The following is a 26088-nucleotide window of genomic DNA, read 5'->3' on the forward strand; positions in this document are numbered from 1 at the left end:
TCAGGCGATTTCCGCCGTTTCGAACGTCAGGCCCGAATAGAAGGTCAGCGCGCCCGGCATGTTGCGGAAGCCGGTCACCTGGCGGCGCATGGCATAGCCCTGGCTGCGCCAGGTCAGCCCGGCGATCGGCGCCTCCTCGATCGCTACCCGTTCCATTTGCCGGTAGATGTCGCGCCGCTTCTCCTCGTCGAACTCGGCGCGGCCGGCGGCGAGCAGTTCGGTGATGCGGTCGATCTTCAGCCCGTGGGAGCGGACGTAGGACGGAGCGAGCGAACCGTCGATGAAGTTGGCGATACCGTCCGGATCGTTGCTGTCCGCAGCCGTGCCCATCACCGCGAGGTCGTACTGTCCGCGATTGCCGATCTGCACGCGCGTCGCCCAATCGGGCAGGTTCAACTCGGCGCGGATGCCGACGGCGGCGAGGTGCTGCTGCACCACCTCCGCGGTGTCCTTGTGCATGCCGTACTGCGCGGTGGACAGCAGGGAGCAGGAGATGCCGTTGGCGTGCCCCGCCTCGGCCAGCAGGCGCTTCGACAGGTCGGGATCGTAGCGCCAGCCGTCCTTGAACTCGGCGTTGTAGTAGGGGCTCGATTCCGCGACCGGCAGTTGCATCAGGGGCGATCCGCGGCCGAAGAAGGCGGCGCGCACCAGTTCCTCGCGCTTGACCGCATGCGCGACGGCGCGCCGCACGCGCGCATCGTTGAAGGGCGGGCGCCCGCCGTTGAACACCAGGAACATGAACGCGCCGTCGACCGTGTCCAGCTTGAGGTTCTGGTCGGCGGCGATGGCGTCCATCGACTGCCACGGCACGTATTCGATCAGATCCACGTCGCCCGAGCGCAGTGCCGCGACGCGCAGGTTCTCGTCCTGATAGGCTACGGCGCGGATGCGCCGCAGCTTCGGGAAGCCCTGGCGGTGGAAGCCGGGGAAGGCTTCGAGTTCAAGCGACACGCCACGTTCCTGCGCCTTCAGCGTGAACGGGCCGGCGCCGACGAAGGTCCCGCGCGGTGAATTCCGCGAGATGATGGGCAGGTGGTAGGACGCCATCCACACCGGCAGGGTCGCCACCGGTTCGCGCATGATGATGCGCACCGTGCGGTCATCGGGGGTCTCCACCCGTTCGACCTTCTGCATCTCGGCACGGAAGTAGGCGGTGGAGCGTTCGGCGGCGATCTGCTCGATCGTCCACTTCACATCCGCGGAGGTCACCTTCTCACCGTTCTGGAAGCGCACGTCGCGCAGCTTGAACTCCCAGCCGGTGGCACCGGCGCGCTGCCAGGATTCCGCGAGTTCGCCGCGCAGCGAGCCATCCTCGGCATAGGACGTCAGGCCGCGATAGATCATCAGCTTGATCGTCGCCGCCGCGGTGCCGGTATTGGCCCAGGGCTGGATGCTCGGCGGGAAGCTCGATAGGCCGAAGGTGAGTTCCCCCGGCGTCGCGGCGCGTGCCCGGTCGGCGCGCAGGAAAGGCAGCATCGCCGAGGCGGCGGCGCCGGCCAGGACGGCGCGGCGGGTGGCGGACGGACCCATGCAAACTCTCCCTTCTTCGTGTTGCCCAGACGTGACCCTGCTTCAGGCAGTGTAGCCGTAAGCCTCGCGCGCTGTCCGTTCGGTGATGACGCCTTCGGCGAGGTCGCGCGCGACCGCGGTGCGATCACGGCGGTCCGGCGGGCCGTAGCCGCCCGCGCCGGGGCTGACGACGGCGAACCACTGCCCCGCCTTCAGCACCGCGTTGTCCTTGTCGAACACCACGCCGGGGCCGCATTCGACGGCGCCATGCCCGCCCGGGCCACCGCCCAGCAGCCCCCAGGACCGCGATGACAGGCGGGAGACGTCGACGCGCACCCGGCAGTCCTGGTCCGCGCGGTAGACGCGCCGCAGGCCCATGCCGCCGCGATGGGTACCGACGCCGCCGGAATCATCCACCAGCTCGTAGCGCAGCAGCGTCAGCGGATACTCGATCTCCAGCGCCTCGACCGGCAGGTTGGAGGTGTTGGTGACATGCACGTGCACGCCGTCCAGCCCGTCCTTGCTGGCGCGCGCGCCCGCACCACCGCCCATGGTCTCGAGATAGACCCAGATCGCGCCGTCCTCGGGCCGCTGGCCGATGAAGGTCGCGACCGTGCAGACGGAATTGGAGCACGCCGTCACGCGGTCGGGGACCGCCTGCGCCAGGGCGCCCAGGATGAGGTCGGACACGCGCTGGCAGGTCTGCACGCGGCCGTTCACCGCCGCCGGGTGCACGCAGTTCAGCACGGTGCCGGGCGGAGCCGTGACCGACAGCGGCCGCGCGAGGCCCGCATTGGGCAGGATGGTCGGGTCCACCACCGACTTCACGACGTAGTAGGCAGTGGCCGCGAGCGCGGTCCAGGTCATGTTCAACCCGGCACGCAGTTGCGGCGGGCTGTCGAAGTGCAGCGACATGTTGTCGCCCTGGATGGTGACCTTCACCTTCAGGGGCAGCTGCTCGACGACCTCGGTGCTTTCGAAGACGTCCTCGAAGGTCCAGGTGCCGTCCGGCATGGCCGCGATGCCCGCGCGCATCTTCCGCTCGGCGTAGTCAAGCAGCGCGGCGCCGGCCGCCATCACCGTCGCGGTGCCGTACTTGGTGCAGAGCGCCTGGAAGCGCTGAACGCCGACGCGGTTGGCCGCCATCTGCGCGCGAAGGTCGGACAGGCGTTCCCGCGGCACCTGGCAGTTCAGCAGGATGAGGTCGAGCACATCCTTCTGCAACTCGCCGGCGCGGTAGAGCCGCACCGGCGGGATGCGCAGGCCTTCCTGGTAGATGTGCGCATGGCCGCGGTCGGCGAAGTCGGAATGGTGCGCCAGGTTCACGGTCCAGGCCGCGATCTTCCCGTCGACGAAGATGGGCTCCGCCAGAACGATGTCCGGCAGGTGGGTGCCGCCGCCTTCGTAGGCGTCATTGCCGACGAAGACGTCGCCGGGCTGCATGTCCTCGACGCGGTGCAGCTTCAGGATGTGCGGCACGATGCCGATGAACGACCCGAGGTGGATCGGAATGTGTTCCGCCTGGCAGAGCGTGTTGCCCTCGGTGTCGAAGAGCGCGGTGGAACAGTCCCGCCGCTCCTTGATGTTGGTGGAGTAGGAGGCGCGGATCAGCGCCTCGCCCGTCTCCTCGACGATGGAGGAAAGGGCGGCGCCGATCACCTCGACAGTGATGGGATCGAGCACGGGGGCGTGGGTCACAGGCGCGTCGTTCATGCCGTCACCTCCAGGATGAGGTTTAGGTAGGGATCGACCCGGGCGTGCATCCCCGGCAGCACCACGGTGGTGGTGTCCATCTGCTCGACGATGGCCGGTCCGGTGAAGCGGTTGCCGGGCTGCAGCTTGTCGCGGCTGTAGATCGGCGTGGGCACGAAGGCGCCCGCCTCGGGGAACCACACCTCGCGCTCGCCGATGATGGCGCCGGCCGAGTCCGGGCCGGCATCCGGATAGGATTTCAGCTCCGCCTTGCGCACGCGGCCGGTGGCTTCCAGGCGCAGGGTCACCAGCTGCACCGGCTCGCCCTCCGCGACGAAGCCGTAGCGCTGCCTGTGCGCCTCGGCAAAGCCGTCGGACAGGGCTGCGATGGTCGCCGCGGTCACCGGCCCCTCGGGCAGCGGCACGGCGAGTTCGTAGTTCTGCCCGGCGTAGCGCATGTCGGCCGTGCGGGTCAGGTGGCGGTCGGCGGCGGCGATTTCCTCATGCGTGAACCATTCGCCGGCGCGCGTGGCGAGGCCGTCGAAGGCGGCGGCAACCTCGCCAACGGACTTCGCCGTCGCGGGCAGCAGCTTGGTCGCGGCGAAGTCGGCGCGCAGATCCGTCAGCAGCAGGCCCATGGCGCAGAGGATGCCGGGATAGGGCGGCACCAGCACGCGCTTCATGTCCAGTTCGCGGGCCAGCCGCGCCGCATGCAGCGGGCCCGCGCCGCCGAAGGCCATCAGCGTGTAGTCGCGCGGGTCGTAGCCGCGCTGCACGGAGATGACGCGGATCGCCCGCGCCATGTTCGCCGTCACGACCGAGATGATCCCCTGCGCCGTCTCCATGACGCCGAGGCCGAGTTTCCCGGCCAGCCGCCCGATCGCGGCCTTCGCCAGGCCCTGGTCCACCTTCATGCGGCCGGCGAGCAGATATTCCGGGTTCAGCGTCTGCAGCACGACATTGGCGTCGGTGGTCGCCGGCTCGGTGTTGCCCTTGCCGTAGCAGACGGGGCCGGGGTCCGCACCGCAGGACCGCGGCCCGACCTTCAGCAGGCCGCCCGCGTCGATATAGGCGATCGACCCACCGCCGGCGCCGACCGTGTGGATGTCGAGCATCGGCGCCTTGATCGGATAGCCGTGCACCATGGCTTCCGACGTCAGCTTGCAGTGCCCGCCATTGAGCAGCGCCACGTCGGTGGAGGTGCCGCCCATGTCGAAGGTGATCAGGTCCTCGAAGCCCGCCAGCGCGCCGATCGCCTGCGCGCCGACGACGCCCGTGGAGGGGCCGGAGAGCACCGCGCGCACGGGCATCTCGGCGGCCGTGCCGAAGCCGATGACGCCACCGTTGGACTGCGTCAGGTGCGGCGTGGCGGTCATGCCGAGGTCGCGCAGCCGCGGCGTCAGGCGCTCGATGTAGCTGCGCATGACGGGGCCAAGATACGCGTTCAGCACGACGGTCGAGAGGCGCTCGAATTCGCGGAACTCCGGCGCGATCTCATGGCCGGCGCTGATGAAGGCGTCGGGCATCTCCTCGCGCAGGATCTCGACGGCGCGCTTCTCGTGCTCGGGGCGGATGAAGCCGTAGAGGAAGGAGACGGCGATCGCCTTCACCCCCGCTTCCTTCAGCGCCTTGGCCGCCTGGCGCATGCGCGCCTCGTCCAGCGGCAGATCGATGTGGCCGTCGTGGCGCACGCGCTCCGGCACTTCCTGCCGGAGGTCGCGCGCGACCAGGGTGGGCGGCTTGTCCGCCTGCATGTCGTAGAGGTCCGGGCGCTTCTGGCGACCGATCTCGAGCAGGTCGCGGAAACCGTCGGTCGTCACCAGGCCGGTCTTCACGCCGCGATGCTGGATCAGCGCATTCGTCGCGACGGTGGTGCCATGGCCGAAGTATGACACCGACGCGCCGGGCTGCGCGGCGTCCGGCGCCACGCGGCGCATGCCTTCCTCGACGCCCTGCGCGATGCCGCGGGACGGATCGTCGGGCGTGGAGGAGACCTTCCACACCTCGACGCGGCCTTCCTCCTCGTCGAACAGACAGACGTCCGTGAAGGTCCCGCCTGAGTCCACGCCGACACGCCAACGGGCCATGCTGCACTTCCCTGTCACGGATGAAGACTGCGCTGGGTATGACTATCCGGTTGCAATTCCGCGGCAGGCAAGCACTTATTTCACCTACTGACAGTTAGGGCAGCAATTTTCCGCTGGATGGAAAAATCCTGCGTGCATGAGCAGGACAATGGAGCATCCATGAAAATCACAGAGGACGGTGCAGTCGGCGGCATAGGTCGCGTTTTTCATCTGCTGAGGCTGCTCTCGGAAGTGGACAGCGGCGGGATGCGACTGACGGATCTCGCTGCGCGCGCCAGCCTGCCGCGCCCCACGGCGCATCGGCTGCTCCGCGCCCTGATGGCGGAAGACGCGGTCAGCTTCGACGCGCGCCGCAAGCGCTACACGCTGGGGCTGGGACTTTTCCTGCTGGCGGCGAAGGCGGGCGGTACGCCCGGCCTGCGCGACATTGCGCGCCCCGTCGTGCTGCGCCTGACCGCGGCGCTCGGAGAAACGCTCTTCCTGCTGGTGCACAATGGCTACGACGCAGTGTGCATCGAGCGCACCGCAGGACCGCTGCCGATCCGTTCCTTCACTGGCGACATCGGCGGCCGCGTGCCGCTCGGCATGGGGCAGGGCTCGGTCGCCATCCTCGCCTTCCTGCCGCCGGCGGAACAGGACGAGATCATCCGTCACAACCTCCCGCGCATGCGCGACGTCGGTGGGCCGGACGAAGCGTCCTTGCGGGCCGAACTCGCCGAGGTCCGGCGCGACGGCTATTGCGGCGGGGGGAGCGGTTTGATCCCCGGTATGGCGGGTCTCGGCGCGCCGATCCTCGACCAGGATGGGCGTGCGGTCGCGGCGCTGAGCATCGGCACCACCACAGACCGGCTGACGCCGGCACGCAGGCAGATCATAGCCGAGATGCTGCGGCAGGAGGCCGCGATGATCAGCCGCAGCCTCAATCCCTTCGACCCCGCCCTGCGGCGGGCCGCAGCGGCACTGACGCGTGCTCCCCAGGGCTGACGCGCGCGCGAATTCGAGGGTGCTCGCCAGCGGCAATCGACCGTGATGGCCGTTCCTTCCTCGGCGGCGCGGCCCGCGGGCCGATTTGCCGTCTGCACGGCCGCGGACTCTACTGGGGCGCACCCGAACGGAAACGGTCCATGTCGCCCGACATCATCGCCCAACTCGCCCCCACCGGCATCCTGCGTGCCGGCATCAACCTCAGCAACTTCCTGCTCGTCACCAGCCGCGACGAGCATGGCAGCCCGGAAGGCGTCGCCCCCGACATGGCGCGCGCGGTGGCCGAACGGCTTGGCGTGCCGCTGCGCCTGGTGCCCTTTCCGCAGCCCGGCATTCTGGCCGACGCCGTGGGCACCGGCGCCTGGGACATCGGCCTGATCGGCGCCGAGCCGCAGCGCGCCGAGAAGATCGCCTTCACCGCCGCCTATGTGGAGATCGAGGCGACCTACCTGGTGCCCGCCGGATCGCCGATCGCCACCATGGCGGAGGTGGACCGCCCCGGCGTGCGCATCGCGAGCACGGCGCGCGCGGCCTACGACCTCTGGCTCGAGCGCAACATCAGACAGGCCACGCTGCTGCGTGCGGAAAGCATCGACGGCGCCTTCAGGCTGTTCACCGAGCAGGGGCTGGAAGCCCTCGCCGGCCTGCGACCGCGGCTGCTGAAGGACACCGGGGCACTGCCGGGCTCCCGCATCCTCGATGGCCGGTTCAGCGTCGTGCAGCAGGCCATCGGCACGGCTCGCGCCAATGAAGCCGCCGCACGCTTCCTGCAGGACTTCGTCGAGGAAGCGAAGTCGAGCGGCCTGGTGGCGCGGCTGATCGAGAAGCACAAGGTACGCGGACTGTCGGTCGCGCCCGCCGCCTAGAGCAGATCCCGATCAGGTGGAATCACCTGATCGGGTGAAGATGCTCGCAAAGACAAGGGCCTGGAGCGGTGTTCGTGAGTTCAGGCGGACGGAAACCGCTCCAGGCACGCGGGCAGGGCGCGCAGCGCGCCACGCCCAGATGCGGTTCGCCGCCATGCCGATGAACTCGGGCTCATCCGCGAGAATGCGGCGCCGGACCTCGGGGTTCTCGTTGTGGCCCATGCCATGATGGAAACCCCAGGACGCGCATTGGCACTGGCGATGCGACCGTCATCGGGCATTCGCCGGTCCGCCTGCGTCAGCGGGTCGCATCCTGCGGCATGGCGGGACGTGACCATGGATTCGACGCCGTCAGTTCGCGCCGTCCACCTCCGCGAGCAGCCAGGCGCGGAACATGCGCAGGGCCGGGAGATCCGCCGAAGCCTCCGCATAGGCGAGCATGTATGCCTCGCCCGTATCCAGGGGGCGGTCGAAGGGAACGACGAGGCAGCCGCTCGCGAGTTCCTCGACAACGAGGAAGCGCGGCATCAGGGCGATGCCAAGGCCCTGGGCCGCTGCCGCGGCGACCATTGCATGGTGGTGGAACTGGGGGCCGCGAAACCCGTCCACGCCCGTCGCCCCCACCATGGTGAGCCAATCCGACCAGGCGCGCGGCCGCGTCGAATGCTGCAGCAGCGTGTGGTCGGCGAGATCGGCGACGCAGGTCAGGCGCCCGCCTTCGAGCAGTGAAGGGGCGCAAACGGGCACGCGCCGATCAGCGACCAGGGGATGGCATGTGACGCCCTGGCGCGCAGCAGCGTCGAGCATGATGGCCGCGTCCACATCCTCCGCCGCGAAATCGAGTGGCGTCGGCCGCGTCGTGTAATTGCGGAAATTGACGACGATCCGACGATGCGCGGCGTGGAAGCGCGGCATGCGCGGCATCAGCCAGCGCGTGCCGAAGGTTGGCTGCACGGCGAGGGTCAGCGTGCCGCCGGCGCCCTGATTTGCCAGCACCTCGAGGGTCGCGCTCTCGATCCTTGCCAGCGCCGCGCGCACCTGCGGCGCGTAGGCGGCCCCGGCGGTCGTCAGCGCCAGGCGCTGCCGCACGCGCAGGAAGAGCCGCACGCCGAGCAACGCCTCCAGCCCGGCGAGCTGACGGCTGACCGCGCTCTGCGTCAGGTGCAACTCCTCCGCGGCACGGGAGACGGAAAGATGGCGTGCACAGGCCTCGAAGGCCTGCAATGCAGCAGTCGGTGGGGTGTGGCGGCGCATGGGTCGGTCGCGACTTCATTCCATCCCGTCATGAAGACATGAGGGAGTATCGGTTGTCAGCCCTCCACAGGCCGCGGAACAGTTGAGCCATCACGGAGCAGGGACCTCCCGATCCGGGCGGCGGGCGCATGAACGGCCCCGCCCCATCCTCGCCGGGGCCAACCCGGCGGCACGGGAGCGCCAGGCGGACGGTGAAGCAAGGAGGCATCATGACCGACTCGTTCCGCCCCCTCTCGCGCCGCGTCGTGCTCGGCGGCAGCATCGTCGCATGCGGGCCGGCGGTGCCGGCGCGCGCTGCCTGGGCACCGCAGCAGCCGATCCGGCTGCTGGTCGGCTACCCGCCAGGCGGGGCCGTGGACATCCTGGTGCGGATCGTCAGCGAGGGCATGCAGCGCGTGCGCGGCGTCGCCTCGGTGCCCGAGGTGCGCAGCGGCGCATACGGCTTCATCGCCGCCCAGGCGGCAGCGCGCTCCGCGCCCGACGGATACACGCTCGCCAGCGGCATCATGGGGATGATGAGCGTCGCACCGGCGATCCCCGGGATTCCCATCCCGCTCGACCTCGACCGCGAGCTGACGCCGGTCATCAATCTGGCCGGCACGCCGATGGCGCTGGTGGTGCGGCCGGATGCGCCCTTCAACGATGTGGACGGGCTGATCGCCTATGCGAGGCAGAAGGACGGCACGGCAACCTTCGCCTCCTCGGGCAACGGCTCGATCAATCAGCTCGGCGCGCTGCTCTTCGCCAACGCGGTCGGCGTCAGGATGAACCACATCTCCTACCGCGGCGGCGCGCCGGCGGTGCTCGACGTCTCGGCCGGACGGGTGGACATGATGGTGGCGAATGTCGCCGAGGTCGCTGGCGGCATCCGCGGCGGGCAGCTCAAGGGCCTCGGCGTGACCGCGGCGCAGCCGACGCCGCTGATGCCGGAACTCACGCCGCTGGCCGGCCGCTTCCCGTCGCTCGAGATCAACAACTGGTTCGGCCTGGTGGGGCCCGCGGGACTGCCGGCGGATATCCGCGACGGGCTGGCGGAGATCTTCCAGGCCACGTTGCGCGACCCGCAGACGACCCGCACGCTGATGGAGCGCGGCCTCATCCCCATCGGCGAGGCCGGACCGGCCTTCGCCGACCGTATCCGGCGCGACCGTGCCCGCTGGCGCCAGGTGGTCGAGGCCAACAACATCCGCGGCGACTGACCGGCCGCTCGTCCTTCTTCCATCATTCATCGCTGCCCCCAAGGAGCACCATGGCTGCGTCGCTTTCGCTCGGCATCGACATCGGCGGCACCTTCACCGACCTCGTCGTCCTAGATCCCGCGGACGGCCGGGCGGTGATCTGGAAGGAAAGCACGACGCCCGACGATCCCTCCCGCGGCGCAATCACCGGGCTGACCCGGCTGCTGGAGAAGGGCGGCATCGCGCCCGGCTCCATCGGGAGGGTGGTGCACGCCACGACCCTGTTCACCAATGCGTTGATCGAGCGGAAGGGTGCGGCAACGGGGTTGCTGACCACGGACGGCTTCACCGACGTGCTGGAAATCGGGCGGGAGCGGAAGTACGAACTCTACGACATCTTCCTGGAGATGCCGGCGCCACTGGTGCCGCGGCCCTGGCGGCGCCCGGCGCGGGAACGGCTGGCCCAGGACGGCAGCATCGAACGCCCGCTCGACCTGGATGCCGCGCTGCGCGAGGTGGAGGCGCTGGTCGCCGACGGGGTGACCAGCCTCGCGATCTGCTTCCTGCATGCCTACGCCAATCCGGTGCACGAACGCATGGCGGCGGAAGCGATCGCGAAGCGCTTCCCGGGGCTTTCCATCTCCATCTCCTCCGACCTGGCGCCGGAGATCCGCGAATACCCGCGCATGGTCACCACGGCGGCCAACGCCTATGTGCGGCCGATCGCCGAGACCTATCTCGACACGCTCGAAGCCGCGCTGAAGCGCGCCGGCATCCCGGGCGGACTGTTCCTGATGCTGTCCAATGGCGGTCTCACGCATGTGGCGGAAGCCAAGCGCGCGCCCGTGCAGTTGCTGGAAAGCGGGCCGGCGGCGGGCGCTCTCGCGGGCGCCTGGTTCGGGCGGCATGCGGGGCTCGATCGCGTGCTTGCCTTCGACATGGGCGGCACCACGGCGAAGCTCGCCCTGGTCGATGACGGCGACCCGCTGGTCGCGTGGGGCTTCGAGGCGGCGCGCACCAAGCGCTTCCTGCGCGGCTCGGGCCTGCCGGTCCAGATCGCGACCGTCGAACTGATCGAGATCGGCGCCGGCGGCGGCTCCATCGCCCGGCGCAGCGATCTCGGCACGCTGCATGTCGGGCCGGAAAGTGCCGGCGCGCAGCCAGGGCCGGTCTGCTACCGGCGCGGCGGCAGCGAGCCCACGGTCACGGATAGCGACCTGGCGCTGGGCTATCTCAACGCGGATTTCTTCCTCGGCGGCACGATGCGCATCGATGCCGGCGCGGCCGGCGCCGCGCTGGACGGGCTGGCCGGGACGCTCGGCCTCGATGCCACGCGCGGCGCCTTCGGCATCCATGACGTGGTGAACGAGAACATGGCCGGCGCCGCGCGCGTTGCCATCGCAGAGCGCGGCCGCGTGCCGCAGGACTACGCGCTGCTCGCCACCGGCGGCGCGGCGCCGGTCCATGCCTGGCATGTCGGGCGCAAGCTCGGCGTGACGCGGGTGGTGTGCCCGCCGGGTGCGGGCGCGGGCAGCACCATCGGCATGCTGATGGCGCCGGCGCGCATCGACCGCGTCGCCTCCTTCAACACGCGGCTCGCGGATGCGGAGTGGCAGGAGGTGGCGCGCATCTTCTCCGCGCTGGAGGCGGATGCCATGGCGGTGGTCGGGGAGACCGGCGCCGACATCGCGCGACGCGACATCCGGCGGCTCGCGGACATGCGCTATGTGGGTCAGGGCTCGGAAATCACCGTGGCGCTGCCGGAGACGCTGACCCCCGAAGACGTGCTCACCGCTTTCGAGGCCGCCTACCGCAGATTGTTCGGACGCACGCCGCCCGGTGCTGCGGCCCAGTTCGTCGCGCTTCGCCTTGCCCTTTCCGCACCCATGCCCGGTTCAGGCGGCACGCTGCGGCTCGATGGCCTCGGCGGCGGCACCACTGCACTGAAGGGCAAGCGCGAGGTGCATTTTCCCGACGCCGGCGGCGCGGTGACGACGCCCGTCTATGACCGTTACGCCCTGCCTGTCGGCACGCGCCTCGAGGGCCCCGCCGTCTTCGAGGAGAACGAAAGCACCTTCATCGTCGGCCCGGACGCGCGCATCGAGGTGCTCGCGGACGGCTCGATCCTCGCCGAGCGCGCCGTCTGAGGAAGCCGGACATGAACGACAACGCATCCCCTGCCGTCCGCAGCTTCGACGCCGTCGAACTCGAACTGCTCTGGCGGCGCCTGATCTCCCTGGTGGACGAGGCGGCGGCGGCGCTGGTGCGCACATCCTTCTCGACACTCGTGCGTGAATCCTACGACTTCTCCTGCGTCGTCACCGATGCCGCGGGCCAGTCGCTGGTGCAGGCGACGGAGAGCATCCCTTCCTTCATCGGGACGCTGCCGGAGACCGTGAAGCACTTCCTGCGCTTCTTCCCGCCCGAGACGCTGGAACCGGGCGACGTTCTGATCACGAACGACCTCTGGCTCGGCACGGGGCACCTGCCGGACATCACGGTGGCCAAGCCGATCTTCCGCGGCGGCCGGCTGGTCGCCTTCAGCGCCTCCACCGCCCATGCGCCGGATATCGGTGGCAAGATCCGCAGTCCCGAGCCGCGCGAGGTGTTCGAGGAAGGGTTGCAGATCCCGCCGCTCAAGCTGATGCGTGCCGGCGTGACGGACGAGACGCTGGTCGCGATCCTGCGGCAGAACGTCCGCACGCCCGACCAGACGCTCGGCGACCTGTGGGCGCAGGTGGTCGCGCTCGACCTGATGGAGGAACGCCTGCATGTCCTGATGGAACAGGCGCAACTGGCGGACCTGACGGACCTCGCCGCCGAGATCCATCGTCGCTGCGAAGCGGCCATGCGCAATGCCATCGCCGCGCTGCCCGACGGCACCTATCGCAGCGAGATCAAGACCGACGGCCTGATGGACACGCCGATCACCATCCGGCTGGCCCTGACGGTGCAGGGTGATTCCATCACCGCCGACTTCACCGGCACGGACGCGCAGGTGGATCGCGCCATCAACTGCGCGCTCTGCTACACTTATGCCATGGTGATGTACGGGGTGAAGGTCTGCACCAGCCCCGGCCTGCCCAACAACGAGGGCGCCTGGCGGCCCATTTCGATCGTCGCGCCGGCGGGCTGCATCGTGAACCCGCAATTTCCCTCGCCGGGCGGATCGCGCATGCTGATCGGGCATTACCTGCCGATGCTGGTCTTCGGCTGCCTCGGCCAGATCGTGCCCGACCGCGTCATGGCGGCGTGCGGATCGCCGATGTGGGGCATGAACCAGTCCGGCGTGAATGCGAACGGCAAGCCCTACGCCAACATGTTCTTCTTCAATGGCGGCATGGGCGGCAATGTCCATGGGGATGGCATTTCCTGCCTGTCCTGGCCGTCCAATGTCTCCTCCACCGCCGTCGAGATCAGCGAGCACATCGCCCCGCTGCGCTTCCATCACAAGCGGCTGCGGCCGGACAGTGGCGGGCCAGGACGGCATCGCGGTGGCCTCGGGCAGGAGATCCTGATCGAGAGCCGGTCGGAGACGCCGATCGCCGTTTCCTTCCTGGCCGAGCGCACGATCTTCCCGGCCTTCGGCATCGAGGGCGGACGGGACGGCGCAGCCGGGGTGCTGAGCATCAACGGCGACAAGGTGGATCCGAAGCGGCAATACGTGCTGAAGGCGGGTGACACCATCTCGCTCGGCACGCCAGGCGGCGGCGGGCATGGCGATCCTCGCGATCGGCCTGCTGCGGCGATTGCGCGCGACCTGGGGACGGGACACGTCACCGATGCGTCGGCCTATCGGCAGGGGGGTATCGACACGGCGACGTCCGATTCCGCGATGGCTCGTCGATGACGGCCTCGCGTCCCTGCCTTGCGACGAGGTTCTGAACCCAAGCTTCCCGGAGCGGCGGGGTTGGCCCGGGTCGCGTCGCCCCTTCCGTGGGAGGGCCGGCCTGAGGCGGTCCGGGCAGAGCGGAGCGAGCGACCATCGCACCGTCGCCGCCGTAGGCTGGCCGAGCCCCGGCTCGCCGCCCTCGAGCGGGCGAACGGCGAGATGTAAGCCGACGGCGAATTCGCGAGCGAATGCCCCGCCTGCTGTGGTGCGCCGGACACTCTCCATGTCCGCGACACGAGGGGGGCGATCCCCGTCCCTGTTGCGGCGCCGGCGCCATGCGGTAGCCGCTGTGGCTGGCGTGCACCGCCTGGCGTCCACCGCTAGGCCCGCAGACGTCGCGGCGCGTGCGGATGTCGGAGAATGGTACCGTCACCCGGTAAGAGGTGCGGCCGCGTTTCCGGGAGCGTCGGCGTGTCGGGAAGCGCAAGGGTGCGTGACGAAGGCGCCGAGGACTGGCGCGCGGCGGCCGCGCGTTGCGCTCCGAAGTGGACATCGACGCAATCAGCCCGTGGTTTCGATGAGGCGCCCGGCGGGGTGAACCGGCCGGCAAGCCGCGCCCCCGACCGTCAACGGAGGAATGGCCGGAAATATGACTCGCATGAAGATTCGTCGCTGATCTATAAATTTCATCAGTGATCTAGCCAGCGACGACGATCCGCTTCTGCGTACCTCATCGAGTGCCAAAGGCCCGGAGGAAGACGGAGAAAGGACGGTCATGGTGAAGGCGGTAATCTCGGCTGTTCCATTGAGGTGGATGCGTCCCGCGCCGCGGGGCGCGATGGCCTTGCGCGCTGCCTTCGCCACGGACCACGCCCAGCCCAAGCCAGTGACTCTCCTTTCGTCCGACCGCAGGAGCGTGGGAACACGCCTCGGCCGTTGGGCAGCACACGGGACGCTCCTGTTCACCCAGGCACGGGCTTACCCCTGATGCCGGTCGTTATCGCCCTTGTCCTGGTGGCTGTCGGCTCCGTCGCGTTCCACCTGTTGAGCCCGTGGTGGTGGACGCCCATCGCGTCCAACTGGGGCTACATCGACACCACGCTGATCATCACCTTCTGGATCACCGGCATCGCATTCACTGCCGTCGTCCTGTTCATGGCCTACTGCGTCCTGCGGTTCCGCGCACGGCCGGGCCACAAGGCCGAACACGAGCCGGAGAACAAGCGGCTCGAATGGTGGCTGACGATCGGAACGGCGGTCGGCGTCGGTGCGTTGCTCGCGCCCGGGCTGATCGTCTGGCACAGCTTCATCACCGTGCCCGCGGAAGCGACCGAGGTGGAGATCGTCGGCCAGCAGTGGCAGTGGAGCTATCGCCTGCCCGGCCGCGACGGGCGCCTCGGTACCGTTTCCGCGCGACTGATCGGCCCCGACAATCCACTCGGCATCGATCCCGCCGACCCCGCCGGACAGGATGATGTGATCGTAGAAGGCGGCGAGTTGCGCCTGCCGATCGGGCGTCCCGTCAAGGTTCTTCTGCGCGCGATCGACGTTCTGCACAATTTCTACGTGCCGGAATTCCGCGCGAAGATGGACATGGTGCCCGGCCAGGTCACCTTCTTCTGGTTCACGCCGACCCGCACCGGCACCTTCGAGGCTCTCTGCGCCGAGCTCTGCGGCCTTGGCCACCCTGTGATGCGCGGGCGGGTCGTGGTGGTGGAGGAAGCCGAGTACCATGCATGGCTCGAGCACCAGGCGACGTTCTCGCGCCGCCTGGCCGCCGTGCGATAGGGGGCCGCGCGCCATGCGTCCCATCCTGCATTCGCGACAGCCACAACGGGGCGCAGATCACCCGGCCCGGCCCGCGCACCCCGACGCGCCGCCGGCCGCCAGGAGGGCCACACGATGAGCACCGCGTCCGGCCCCCTCGACGGCATCCCCGCGGCAGAAGTCCCGGATGTCGAGCTCTATCACCCCAAGAGCTGGCTCACGAAATACGTCTTCTCGCAGGATGCAAAGATCATCGGCATCCAGTATTCGTTGACCGCGACCTCGATCGGCCTGGTGGCGCTGGTGCTGTCCTGGCTGATGCGGTTGCAACTTGGCTTCCCCGGCACCTTCGACTTCATCACCCCGGCGGAATACTACCAGTTCATCACCATGCACGGGATGATCATGGTGGTGTACCTGCTGACCGCGCTGTTCCTCGGTGGCTTCGGAAACTACCTGATCCCGCTGATGATCGGCGCGCGGGACATGGTGTTCCCCTACGCCAACATGCTGTCTTACTGGATCTACCTGCTGGCCGTGCTGGTCCTGGTGGCGAGCTTCTTCGCGCCCGGCGGACCGACCGGGGCGGGATGGACGCTCTACCCACCGCAGGCAATCCTCTCCGGCACGCCGGGCGGGCAGGACTGGGGCATCATCCTGATGCTGGCATCGCTGATGCTCTTCATCATCGGCTTCACCATGGGTGGCCTGAACTACGTGGTGACGGTGCTGCAGGCGCGCGCGCGCGGCATGACGCTGATGCGCATGCCGCTCACGGTCTGGGGCATCTTCACCGCCACCGTCATGGCGCTGCTGGCCTTCCCCGCGCTGTTTGTCAGTGCGGTGATGATGCTGCTCGACCGGCTGCTCGGCACCAGCTTCTTCATGCCCGCGCTGGTGGAGATGGGCCAGCGGCTGAACCACGAAGGCGGCAGCCCGCTGCTGTTCCAGCACCTGTTCTGGTTCTTCGGCCACCCCGAGGTCTACATCGTCGCGCTGCCCGCCTTCGGCATCGTCTCCGACCTCATCAGCACCCATGCGCGGCGGAACATCTTCGGCTACCGCATGATGGTCTGGGCCATCGTCATCATCGGGGCGCTGAGCTTCGTGGTGTGGGCGCACCACATGTACGTCAGCGGCATGAATCCCTATTTCGGGTTCTTCTTCGCCACCACCACGCTGATCATCGCGGTGCCGACGGCGATCAAGGTCTACAACTGGCTGCTGACGCTGTGGCGCGGCAACATCCACCTGACGGTGCCGATGCTCTTCGCGCTGGCCTTCATCGTCACCTTCGTCAATGGCGGGCTGACCGGGCTGTTCCTTGGCAACGTCGTGGTGGACGTGCCCTTGTCGGACACGATGTTCGTCGTCGCCCACTTCCACATGGTGATGGGCGTGGCGCCGATCTTCGTCATCTTCGGCGCCATCTACCACTGGTACCCGAAGATCACGGGGCGGATGCTCAACGAGGCGATGGGCCGGCTCCATTTCTGGGTCAGCTTCCTCGGCGCCTACCTGATCTTCTTCCCGATGCACTACATCGGGCTGCTCGGCGTCCCGCGCCGGTATTACGAGATCGGCGAAACCGCCTTCGTTCCCGCCTCCGCCGCCACGCTCAACGCCTTCATCAGCGTCATGGCGCTGATCGTCGGCGCGGCCCAGATCGTCTTCCTGTTCAACCTGGCCTGGAGCCTCCGGCGCGGCAGGCCGGCCGGACCCAATCCCTGGAACGCGACGACGCTCGAATGGCAGACGCCGGAGACCCCGCCGCCGCACGGCAACTGGGGGAAGGAGCTGCCGGTGGTCTATCGCTGGCCCTACGACTACAGCGTTCCCGGCGCCGCGCAGGACTTCATCCCGCAGAATCATCCGCCGGCGAGGGCCGCGGAATGAGCGCCATCCTCATCTACCTCGCGCTGATCGGCAGCGTCGTGGCCTGGTGGCTTTCGCGGCAGCGGCTGATGGCGAAGCCGTGGCTGGAAGTCGGGGTGCCGGTCGACGCCCCGGGGATGGGCGCCTCCGGGATTCCGCCCGCCAGGCTTGGGCTCTGGGTGTTCATCGCGGTGGTCGGCGCGCTGCTCACGCTGTTCATAAGCGCCTATCTCATGCGCATGCATATGTCGGATGACTGGCGCTCCCTGCCGACGCCGCCGGTGCTCTGGTTCAACACCGCCCTGCTGGCGTTCAGTAGCATCGGCCTGCACCGCGCGCAGATGGCAGCCCGGATCGGCTGGCGCGAGGGTATCGCGGTCGGGCTGGCGGCCGGCGGCCTTTCGGCCCTCGCCTTCCTGGCCGGGCAGTACCTCGCCTGGCGGCAGGTGATGGAGGAAGGGTTCGGTGTCGCGACCAACCCGTCGAGTTCCTTCTTCTACCTCATCACCGCGGTGCACGGGCTGCACCTGGTGGGCGGGGTCGTCGCGCTAGGCAAGACCGCGTACCGCACCGCGCGTGGCGCGCCGCTCGCGCAGCTCCGCCTCGCCACCGAACTCTGTGCCACCTACTGGCACTTCCTCCTGGTGGCCTGGATCGTTCTGTTCGGCCTGCTGCTGCACGGATAGGGAGGCCCGCGAAGATGGAAGGCATCGCTCAGGCGCAGGCCCCGGCCACCATGGAACCGGCCGGTGGGATGCAGGGCTTCGTCGCCGACTGGAGTTCCGACCAGAGGGCGTTCAAGAACGTCTCCTGGGGGAAGGCCATGATGTGGATCTTCCTCCTCAGCGACACCTTCATCTTCGGGTGCTTCCTGCTCTCCTACATGACCGTCCGCATGTCCACGACGGTGCCGTGGCCGAACCCGAGCGAGGTCTTCGCCCTCGAGATCGCTGGCCAGCACCTGCCGCTGATCCTCATTGCCATCATGACCTTCGTGCTCATCACCAGCAGCGGCACCATGGCGATGGCGGTCAACTGCGGCTACCGGCGCGACCGGGCGCGCACCGCCGCCCTCCTCCTCGTCACCGCCCTGTTTGGCGCGGCCTTCGTCGGCATGCAGGCTTTCGAGTGGACCAAGCTGATCCACGAAGGCGTGCGGCCCTGGGGCAATCCCTGGGGCGCCGAGCAGTTCGGCTCCGCCTTCTTCATGATCACCGGCTTCCACGGGACGCATGTGACGATCGGTGTCATCTTCCTGCTGATCGTCGCGCGCAAGGTCTGGCGCGGGGACTACGACACCGGCAGGCCGGGCTTCTTCACCAGCCGCAAGGGCCGCTACGAGATCGTTGAGATCACCGGCCTGTACTGGCATTTCGTGGACCTGGTCTGGGTGTTCATCTTCGCGCTGTTCTATCTCTGGTAGGAGGCGAGACATGGCGCATGCAGCGGACGCGCACCCCGGTCATGGCACCGCGGCCGGCACGGCGGTCGCGCATGAAGAAGGCCAGCAGCACCCGATCCGCCTCTACCTCGTGGTCTGGGTCTGGCTGTTCGTTCTCAGCACCTTCTCCTACCTGGTGGACTACTTCCACCTGCAGGGGATGCTGCGCTGGACGCTGATCCTGCTGCTCATGATGCTGAAGGCAGGGCTGATCGTGGCCGTCTTCATGCACATGAAATGGGAGAGGCTGGCGCTGGGTTACGCCATACTCCTGCCGCCGGTGGCCGTGCTGATCTTCATGGCGATCATGATGCTGGAGGCGGACCACACGCTGCTGTCGCGGCTGCAGTTCCTGAGCCGCACCCCCGGCTGACACGCGCAATTGCAGCGGCCGGTCGGCCACTGCAATTGCACGGCGAGGCGATGGTCGGCGGCTTGCCCCGGCGGCACCGCGCCCGTGTCAGGCCTCCACGACCCGGCGATACAGGTGCCAGGTGGCATGGCCGAGGATCGGCATGACCACCGCGAGGCCGACGAAGATCGGCAGGCACCCGAGGGCCAGCAGGACCGCGACGATGATGCCCCAGGCCGCCATCGGGATCGGGTTCCGGAAGACCGCGCGCACCGAGGTCCATACCGCGACCCGAAGCCCGACATTGCGGTCGAGCAGGAGGGGGAAGGACACGACCGTGAGCGTGAGGATGAGTGCAGCGAAGAAGAATCCGACGATGTGCCCCCAAAGGATCAGGCTCCACCCGGCGCTGGTGGTCAGCACCTGGCCCAGCAGCCCCCAGATGGACCCCGGCACCACATCGCCCATCGTCGCCCGGTAGACCATCTGTGCCGCATAGAGCCAGGCGACGAAGACCACGCACATGACGAGGCCAAGCGCCGCGATCGTCGGCATCGCCGGCGAGCGGAGGACGTCGAAGGCATTCAGCCAGGAGGTCGGAAGGCCCTTCTCCCGTCGCCGGCTCAACTCGTAGATGCCCAGGGCCGCAATCGGGCCCATCAGCGACAGCCCGGCAACGAGCGGATAGAGCAGCGGCAGGAGCGCGCCCCCGGATGCTGCCCGCGCCGCAACGAATCCGACGATCGGATAGATGATCCCGAGAAAGACCAACTGCGTCGGGGTCTCCGTGAAGTCTGCGTAGCCCTTGGTCAGGGCGATCCGGATATCGGAAAAACCGATGGCGCGGACGGCAGGCTCGATCTGGTCGGGGTTGCCCTCGGAAAGCAGCGAGACGTGAGCCATCGCGTTCCCTCCTTATGCATCAAGCGCAGCCTCCCCTTCCGTGACATTGCGCCACGGAGGATGGCCCTGAAGCCTGTCGTGTCGAGGGTGAAGAGGCGTCCGTCGAGCGGCAGGCTCTCAGGTCAACAACTGCGATACCTTGAATAGCACACCGACCCTCCTGCCGCACGCGCGGATTGATCCCGGGCCGCAGGCCCGCCGCCGGGCGGGCTCGTGCGGACCAGGTCGTCGAGAGTGTCCTGAACGCGAAGGCCTGGAGCGGATCGCAACCCCGCCATGGCTCACGGGCCGGGCGTCACTCCGGCTGGATGCCCGCTTCCCGGATCATGGCTTCCCAGCGGGCGTTGTCGCTCCGGATCCTCGTATCCAGGGCCCCTGACGACAGCGGCAGGACCGCCGTGGAGAGGGCAGCAAAGCGCTCCTGCAGGGCGGTCCGGGCGAGGGCGGTACGGATCGCCTCATCCAGCCTGGCAACGACGGGCGCCGGCATGCGCGCCGGGCCGAGCACCGCGATGATCGTCTCGAGCGACATCTCCGCCGTCGCGAAGCCTTCCTGCAAGGTCGGAACCTCCGGTGCGAGCGGGCTGCGCACCGCTGCCGAGACCGCGAGCGGACGCGCGCGCCCGGCGCGCGCCTGGCCGATGCCGGTTCCCAGGTCGACGATCGCGACCTCGATATGTCCGCCGACCAGATCGGACATCGCCTGAGGAATGCCGCGATAGCTGACGCCGGTGGGCTGCGTGCCGCTCGCCGTCGCGAAGAGAGCCAGCACCACCTGCCCTGTCGGTGAACCGAAGCCGACATTGAGCGGCGCATCGGTCCGACGCGCCCGGGCGCTGAGATCGGCGAGGGACATCAGGGGAGACGCGGCCGGCACCATGAACATCATGGAGGTCGAGCCGATGCCCGAGACCGGCGTGAAACTCTCGACCGGGTCGTAGGGGAGATTCCGGATCAGGCTCCGCGCGACGAACATCACCGAGGAGCCCATGAGCAGCGTCTGCCCGTCCGGCTGGCTCCGCGCGACATGCGCGGCGGCGAGGGTGCCCTGCGCGCCCGGCCGGTTGTCCACCACCACGGTCTGCCCGAGGATTTCCTGCAGTTGCTGGGCGACGGCGCGCGTCACGTTGTCCGTCACCGAGCCGGCGGGAAAGGGCACGACGAGAGTGATCGGCCGGGACGCGCCATCCTGCGCGCGCCCCGCAATCGGCGAGAGGCCGGCCAGCACGGACGGCAGCGCGAGGACGGCCCGGCGGCTGGGAAGGCGCTTCGCGGGCACGGGCACGGATGTCGGGCGCAGGTGGGCTGGCAAGTAACGTCCTCCGGTATTTCCGGACTCTCGCGGCCCGGCAAAGCACCAATTCGGCAAGTGATACGGCCCCGGTGTCAAGCGAGGCCCCCGTCTCGCCAAACTCCGCCTGCCCGGCGTAGCGTGACGCAACGCATGCATACGCGCGGAACGGAGGAAGCAGGACGTGATCGACTACGAGGTGCGCGACGGCGTCGCCGAGATTCTTTTCAACAACGCGCCGGTGAACGCCATCACGGCTGACTTCATGAACGCGCTCTTCGCGGCGCTCGAGCGGGCAAGGGACGATGGCGACGTGCGCGCGGTCGTCCTCGGCAGCGCCATCCCCGGACGGTTCTGCGGTGGGCTCGACCTGCCTGCCTTCCTCCGGGGAACGCCGGGCGAGGCGCACGCCATCGTCGGCAAGATCTATGCGCGGCTCAGCGAGCTGCAATCCGGCCTCGGCAAGCCGTCCATCGCCGCGGTCAACGGCGCCGCACGCGGCGCGGGCATGTCGATCGCGATCACCTGCGACGTCATCATCGCTGCCGACCATGCGACCTTCGGCTATCCCGAAGTCGATGTCGGGCTGCTGCCGGCAATCCACTTCAACCATCTGCCGCGCATCATCGGCCGGCACCGCGCCTTCGACCTTCTGTTCACGGGCCGCAGCTTCGACGTTGCGGAGGCGGTGACGCTCGGGCTGGTCAATCGTCACGTCCCCGAACACGAGCTGATGGCGGAGGCGCGCCGCTACGCCGCGATCTTCGCGGCCAAGTCGCCGGTGCTCATGCGGCTCGGCAAGGCGGCCTTCCTGCGCGCCGCGACCGCGGGCTACCGCGAAGGCGCGGAGGCGGCGGTGGACCTGATCTCGACGGTCTTCGGCACCGAGGACTGCAAGGAGGGCCTCGCGGCCTTCGCCGAGAAGCGCAAGCCTGTCTGGAAGGGGGCATGATGCCCGTGAACGCGCCGGATGCTGCCGTGAAGGGCAGGGGCGCACTCGACGGCCTGCGCGTGCTGGACATGTCGCGTGTCATGGCGGGTCCCTTGGCGGGGCAGGTCCTCGCGGACCTCGGCGCCGACGTGATCAAGATCGAGCGACCCGGCCGCGGCGACGACACGCGCGAATGGGCACCGCCCTTCGTCACCGCTCAGCCCGCCTCCCCGCTGGACGATTCGGCCTATTTCTGGACCTGCAATCGGGGCAAGCGATCGGTCGTCGCGGATATCGCCACGGCGGAGGGCCAGGATCTCGTCCGCCACCTCGCGGCCGGTTCCGACGTGCTGATCGAGAACTACAAGGTCGGCAGCCTGGCGAAGTACGGGCTCGACTACGCGTCCCTGGCGGAGGTCAATCCTCGCCTCGTCTACTGTTCGATCACCGGCTTCGGCCAGACAGGGCCGTACCGCTTCCGGCCAGGCTACGACACCGTCGTGCAAGGCATGGGCGGGCTGATGAGCATCACCGGCAATGCCGACGACATGCCGGGCGGCGGCCCGCGCAAGGCCGGCATCGCGGTCGCCGACCAGATGACGGCGCTCTACGCGGATGTCGCCATCCTCGCCGCGCTGAGGGAACGTGACCGGTCGGGGCTCGGGCAGCATCTCGACCTTTCGCTGCTCGACGTGCAGGTGGCGGCGCTGACGAATATCGGCATCGGCTACCTTGCCACCGGCAATCTGCCGAGGCGCGCGGGCAACCGCCTTGCGACGGTCTATCCGAGCGACAGTTTCCGCTGCGCCGATGGCGACGTGATGATCATCGTCGGGAATGACGGGCAGTTCCGCAGCTTCTGCGCGGCACTTGGCCTCGAGGGCGTGGCGGAGGACCCCCGCTTCGCGCGCAACGAGGCACGGCTGCGCCACGCGGATCTCCTTGCGCCTCTGATCGAGCAGGCTCTTGCCCCGAGGGGTCTCGCCGACGCGCTCGCGCTGTTCGAGGCCGCGGGCGTGCCGGCCAGCCCGATCAACAATCTTGCCCAGGTCTTCTCCGATCCGCAGGTCGTCGCGCGCGGAATGGTGCGTGAGATCGCACGCGAGGATGGGCACAGGGTCCGGGTGATCGGCAGCCCGATCCGGATGTCGAGGACCCCGCCCCGCAACGACCGCCCGCCGCCGCGGTTGGGCGAGCATACCAAGGAGGTCATGCAGGAAGCCGGCCACGTCGCCGGGGAGATCCCGTGAGCGGCTCACCTTCGGTGCGGTTCCGCGCGGCTTCCTCCCAACATGGACAATCCATGCTCTTCGTGCACGCGGCGCACGAGCCGCTGAAGCGGACCTTCAGCATCGCGACCCCGCCAAGCCACCGTGTCTGCGCACGCGCCATCATGGTTCCGGGCAGGATGGGCACGTAGTGGGACGCGTCGGCCTGCCACGCGCCCCCGCCTCTGACCCCACCGCATCATAGTGATCGTCAGGTCAGATCGAGACTTCCACGGATGAGTGTGCTCGGCACGCCAATTTCCAGGCTGCCCCCGCAGCGATCCTCTGCGATCACTCAGGCCGTGTCTCCGGCGGCGCGTGCAGAAGCCCGACCGAGAAAAGCCGATCCGGATCGGTCCAGGAGGCAAGGATCACCCAGCCGGAGGCCGCGAACAGTCGGCCGAGCTTCTCGGGGTCGTACTTGTGGCTGTTCTCGGTATGGATGCTTTCGCCCGCCGCAAGGTGAAACCGCCGCCCGGCCAATGTCACCGTCTGGCTGCACCGAGCGATGAGGTGCATCTCGATCCGATCTTCCGCGTCGTTCCACTTCGCACAATGGCGAAATGCGGCGAGATCGAAGTCGGCGCCGCACACGCGATTGAGCCGCGCCAGAAGATTGAGATTGAAGCGCGCCGTGATCCCAGCCGCATCGTCATAGGCAGGGATCAGCACATCGCGGTCCTTGATGAGATCGGCGCCGAGCACGAGGAGCGCGCGATCGCCGAGCGTTCTGCGCGCACGCTCGAGGAAGGTGCTCGCCTCGCTCGGAGTGAAGTTCCCGATCGTGGAACCGGGGAAGAACCCGACGCGCCGCGCCGCGCCAAGTGCGCGTGGCAATGCGAAGGGTCGCGAGAAGTCGGCCAGGACTGGAAGCACCGGCACACGGGGATGCACCGCCGCGACCTTGCGGCTCGCCTCGTCGAGCCAGGCCGGTGCGATGTCCACCGGAACATAGGCCGCGGGGTTGGGCATGCCACCGAGCAGGATGGCCGCCTTCTCGCCGTCGCCGGAGCCGAACTCCACGACTGCGGCACCGGGGCCGGCCGCCGTTCCGATCTCCGCGGCACGGTCCTGCAGGATGCGGCGCTCGGTGCGGGTCGGGTAGTATTCGGGCAGGCGCGTGATCTCGCCGAACAGCGCGGCACCTGCCTCATCATAGAGCCATTTGCAGGGCAGCGCTTTCTGCGGTGCGGCGAGGCCACGCAGCGCGTCGGCGAGCAAGGCCGAGCGCTCGGCGTCATCGGCCTTGGCGTGGCGCTGCGGCTTCTTCCGGGCGTGCGCGCTCATCACGCATCCTCCGCCAGACGGACGCCGCTGAACTGCCATCGCTTGTCGGGCGGGAAGAAATTCCGGTAGCTGGGCCGCGCATGGCCGGGCGGGGTCGCAAGGGAACCGCCGCGCAGCACCATCTGCCCGACCATGAACTTGCCATTGTACTCGCCGATGGCGCCTTCCCAAGGTTGGAATCCGGGATAGGGCCGGTAGGCGCTGCCGGTCCACTGCCAGACGATCCCCGTCGCGTCGTGGAAGCCCGGCAGACGTGCGGCGGCTTCGAATTCCGCTTCGATCGGCAGTCGTTTCCCGGCCCAACGGGCGAAGGCATCCGCCTCGTACCAGCTGACATGACGTACCGGGCGGGCGGGTTCGAGCGGGCGCACACCGCCGGGGGTGAACTGCCACCACGCACCATCGCGCTGCTCCCAATAGAGCGGCGCCTTCCAATCCCCGGCGGCGCAGGCCGCCCATCCGTCGCTCATCCACAGAGTCGGCTTGCGATAGCCGCCATCCTCGATGAAGGACAACCAGGCACCGTTGGTGATCAGGCGGTCGGCAATGCGGTAGGGCGCGAGCCAGGCGCGGTGGCGCGGCGTCTCGTTGTCGAACGCAAAGCCGGGACCCGCGTGCCCAATTTCCACCACGCCCTCCGGGCCCGCGATATAGGTGATGGGACCTGCCGCATGCGATGGCTCCTGCCAGTCGGGATCCCAGGCCGGACGAAGCGGGTTCTCCGCCAGCGCATGCAGCATGTCGGTCCGCAGGAGTTCCTGGTGCTGCTCTTCGTGCTGCAGGCCAAGTTCGATCAGGGCAACGGCAGGTTCGGGTGGCGCGGCAAGCAACCGGGCCATGGCGGCATCGACGTGTATCCGATAGGCGGATACCTCCGCCGTGCCGGGTCGCGTCAGCAAGCCACGCTTGGGCCGCGCATGCCGGGGGCCGGCTGCTTCGTAGTAGGAGTTGAAGAGGAAAGCGTAACCCGGATCGAACACCTGGTAGCCTGGATCGAAGCGACGCAGCACGAATGTCTCGAAGAACCAGGTCGTGTGGGCGCGATGCCATTTGGCCGGGCTGGCGTCTGGCATGGATTGGATGACCTGGTCTTCGGGCGATAGCAGTGCCACCAGCGCCTCCGTGCGGGCGCGTACGCCAGTGAAGCGACGCGCCAATGCCGCACCCGGTGTCGCATTGAACTCAAGATCGTTCATGGCTTCTCTCCCAGGGGCCGCTGCCGAGATGGGGGCGCTGGCGGGATGGCCAATCTACCCAGTTGAGCCGCCCGTCATGCGACGCCTTCTCGTCTTCGTGATCTCGAACTGAAGCGTGGCGGTCGCGGCTTCGATATCGGTCGGCGGCTTCGCCCCTGGCACTCGTCCCTGGGTGATGCGCATCGCGCCGATCGAGCCGATCGTCGTCCACTGCGAGCCGCGTTCCCCGACACCCTCCAGCACCAGCGGCACCGCGCGCTCCCGAAGGTCAGGCGAGCAGTTCGCCGCCGCCATCGCTCCATGGTTGGAGCCTCCGGCATACCCGGCGCAGTTCGGTCACCGGACTACATCACTGGCAGATCGCGCATGGGGGGC

General features: G+C 68.6%; 22 protein-coding genes. 13 read left to right on the plus strand and 9 right to left on the minus strand.

Annotation, left to right across the window (positions count from 1 at the left end; genetic code table 11):
* Genes GXW76_RS00590 through GXW76_RS00600 form a run of 3 tightly spaced genes read right to left on the minus strand, consistent with a single transcriptional unit; the run spans window position 1 to window position 5288 of the window.
* A complete protein-coding gene (locus GXW76_RS00590; RefSeq protein ID WP_211859991.1) occupies window positions 1-1530 on the minus strand; it encodes an ABC transporter substrate-binding protein in 1530 nt (509 codons plus the stop codon).
* Window positions 1531-1572: 42 nt separating this feature from the next.
* Entirely contained in the window at window positions 1573-3222 is a 1650-nt protein-coding gene (locus GXW76_RS00595; protein ID WP_211859993.1) for a hydantoinase B/oxoprolinase family protein, read from the minus strand.
* The gene (locus GXW76_RS00600; protein WP_211859995.1) at window positions 3219-5288 is read right to left on the minus strand and encodes a hydantoinase/oxoprolinase family protein; all 2070 of its coding nucleotides are present in this window, start codon (window positions 5286-5288) and stop codon (window positions 3219-3221) included. The genes GXW76_RS00595 and GXW76_RS00600 overlap by 4 nt, the downstream gene beginning before the upstream one ends.
* A gap of 159 nt (window positions 5289-5447) precedes the next feature.
* On the opposite strand from GXW76_RS00600, the gene GXW76_RS00605 reads away from it, so the two are divergent.
* Complete coding sequence (locus tag GXW76_RS00605) at window positions 5448-6272, plus strand: IclR family transcriptional regulator (RefSeq protein ID WP_211859997.1); 825 nt, start codon at window positions 5448-5450, stop codon at window positions 6270-6272.
* A gap of 140 nt (window positions 6273-6412) precedes the next feature.
* Window positions 6413-7138 carry an ABC transporter substrate-binding protein gene (locus GXW76_RS00610; protein WP_211859999.1) on the plus strand — a complete coding sequence of 242 codons (726 nt, stop codon included), beginning with the start codon at window positions 6413-6415 and terminating at the stop codon, window positions 7136-7138.
* Window positions 7139-7489: 351 nt separating this feature from the next.
* On the opposite strand, the gene GXW76_RS00615 is transcribed toward GXW76_RS00610, so the two are convergent.
* Complete coding sequence (locus GXW76_RS00615; protein ID WP_211860001.1) at window positions 7490-8392, minus strand: LysR substrate-binding domain-containing protein; 903 nt, start codon at window positions 8390-8392, stop codon at window positions 7490-7492.
* A gap of 209 nt (window positions 8393-8601) precedes the next feature.
* Between GXW76_RS00615 and GXW76_RS00620 the strand changes: the two genes are divergently transcribed.
* The 9 genes from GXW76_RS00620 (at window position 8602) to GXW76_RS00660 (ending at window position 18858) form a co-directional block, all read left to right on the plus strand.
* The gene (locus tag GXW76_RS00620) at window positions 8602-9591 is read left to right on the plus strand and encodes a Bug family tripartite tricarboxylate transporter substrate binding protein (RefSeq protein ID WP_211860002.1); all 990 of its coding nucleotides are present in this window, start codon (window positions 8602-8604) and stop codon (window positions 9589-9591) included.
* Between the two features lie 50 nt (window positions 9592-9641).
* Window positions 9642-11717, plus strand: coding sequence for a hydantoinase/oxoprolinase family protein (locus GXW76_RS00625; RefSeq protein WP_211860003.1), 2076 nt, complete (start codon window positions 9642-9644; stop codon window positions 11715-11717).
* 11 nt (window positions 11718-11728) lie between these two features.
* Window positions 11729-13420 carry a hydantoinase B/oxoprolinase family protein gene (locus tag GXW76_RS00630; RefSeq protein ID WP_211860004.1) on the plus strand — a complete coding sequence of 564 codons (1692 nt, stop codon included), beginning with the start codon at window positions 11729-11731 and terminating at the stop codon, window positions 13418-13420.
* A gap of 471 nt (window positions 13421-13891) precedes the next feature.
* Window positions 13892-14098 (plus strand): hypothetical protein, encoded by a 207-nt coding sequence (locus GXW76_RS00635; protein WP_211860005.1) that lies wholly within the window; start codon window positions 13892-13894, stop codon window positions 14096-14098.
* A gap of 291 nt (window positions 14099-14389) precedes the next feature.
* A complete protein-coding gene (locus GXW76_RS00640) occupies window positions 14390-15190 on the plus strand; it encodes a cytochrome c oxidase subunit II (protein WP_211860006.1) in 801 nt (266 codons plus the stop codon).
* Between the two features lie 114 nt (window positions 15191-15304).
* Window positions 15305-17065, plus strand: coding sequence for a cytochrome c oxidase subunit I (gene ctaD / locus GXW76_RS00645; RefSeq protein WP_211860007.1), 1761 nt, complete (start codon window positions 15305-15307; stop codon window positions 17063-17065).
* Window positions 17062-17730, plus strand: coding sequence for a cytochrome c oxidase subunit 3 (locus tag GXW76_RS00650; RefSeq protein ID WP_211860008.1), 669 nt, complete (start codon window positions 17062-17064; stop codon window positions 17728-17730). Before ctaD ends, GXW76_RS00650 begins: the two co-directional genes overlap by 4 nt.
* A 14-nt stretch (window positions 17731-17744) precedes the next feature.
* Window positions 17745-18467, plus strand: a complete 723-nt coding sequence (locus GXW76_RS00655) for a heme-copper oxidase subunit III family protein (RefSeq protein ID WP_211860010.1) — start codon at window positions 17745-17747, stop codon at window positions 18465-18467.
* Window positions 18468-18477: 10 nt separating this feature from the next.
* Window positions 18478-18858, plus strand: a complete 381-nt coding sequence (locus GXW76_RS00660; RefSeq protein ID WP_211860012.1) for a cytochrome C oxidase subunit IV family protein — start codon at window positions 18478-18480, stop codon at window positions 18856-18858.
* 87 nt (window positions 18859-18945) lie between these two features.
* Here GXW76_RS00660 and GXW76_RS00665 read toward each other — a convergent pair whose 3' ends face one another.
* Window positions 18946-19740: a DUF2189 domain-containing protein gene (locus GXW76_RS00665; protein WP_211860014.1), complete on the minus strand. Its 795-nt coding sequence runs from the start codon at window positions 19738-19740 to the stop codon at window positions 18946-18948.
* A gap of 295 nt (window positions 19741-20035) precedes the next feature.
* Window positions 20036-21052 (minus strand): Bug family tripartite tricarboxylate transporter substrate binding protein, encoded by a 1017-nt coding sequence (locus GXW76_RS00670; protein ID WP_211860016.1) that lies wholly within the window; start codon window positions 21050-21052, stop codon window positions 20036-20038.
* A 163-nt stretch (window positions 21053-21215) separates the two neighbouring features.
* Between GXW76_RS00670 and GXW76_RS00675 the strand changes: the two genes are divergently transcribed.
* The gene (locus GXW76_RS00675; RefSeq protein ID WP_211860018.1) at window positions 21216-21983 is read left to right on the plus strand and encodes an enoyl-CoA hydratase/isomerase family protein; all 768 of its coding nucleotides are present in this window, start codon (window positions 21216-21218) and stop codon (window positions 21981-21983) included.
* Window positions 21980-23212 (plus strand): CaiB/BaiF CoA transferase family protein, encoded by a 1233-nt coding sequence (locus GXW76_RS00680; RefSeq protein WP_246513799.1) that lies wholly within the window; start codon window positions 21980-21982, stop codon window positions 23210-23212. The genes GXW76_RS00675 and GXW76_RS00680 overlap by 4 nt, the downstream gene beginning before the upstream one ends.
* Before the next feature lie 309 nt (window positions 23213-23521).
* Here the strand turns inward: GXW76_RS00680 and egtD are convergent, their stop codons facing one another.
* The 3 genes from egtD to GXW76_RS00695 are packed head-to-tail and all read right to left on the minus strand — an operon-like array spanning window position 23522 to window position 25965.
* Window positions 23522-24517, minus strand: a complete 996-nt coding sequence (gene egtD, locus GXW76_RS00685; protein WP_211860020.1) for an L-histidine N(alpha)-methyltransferase — start codon at window positions 24515-24517, stop codon at window positions 23522-23524.
* Window positions 24517-25713: an ergothioneine biosynthesis protein EgtB gene (gene egtB / locus GXW76_RS00690; RefSeq protein ID WP_211860022.1), complete on the minus strand. Its 1197-nt coding sequence runs from the start codon at window positions 25711-25713 to the stop codon at window positions 24517-24519. The genes egtD and egtB overlap by 1 nt, the downstream gene beginning before the upstream one ends.
* A 54-nt stretch (window positions 25714-25767) precedes the next feature.
* Window positions 25768-25965, minus strand: a complete 198-nt coding sequence (locus GXW76_RS00695; protein ID WP_211860023.1) for a hypothetical protein — start codon at window positions 25963-25965, stop codon at window positions 25768-25770.
* Between the last annotated feature and the right edge of the window lie 123 nt (window positions 25966-26088).

Source organism: Neoroseomonas soli (assembly GCF_018129065.1).
In the GTDB taxonomy this organism is placed as follows: Bacteria; Pseudomonadota; Alphaproteobacteria; order Acetobacterales; family Acetobacteraceae; genus Neoroseomonas; species Neoroseomonas soli.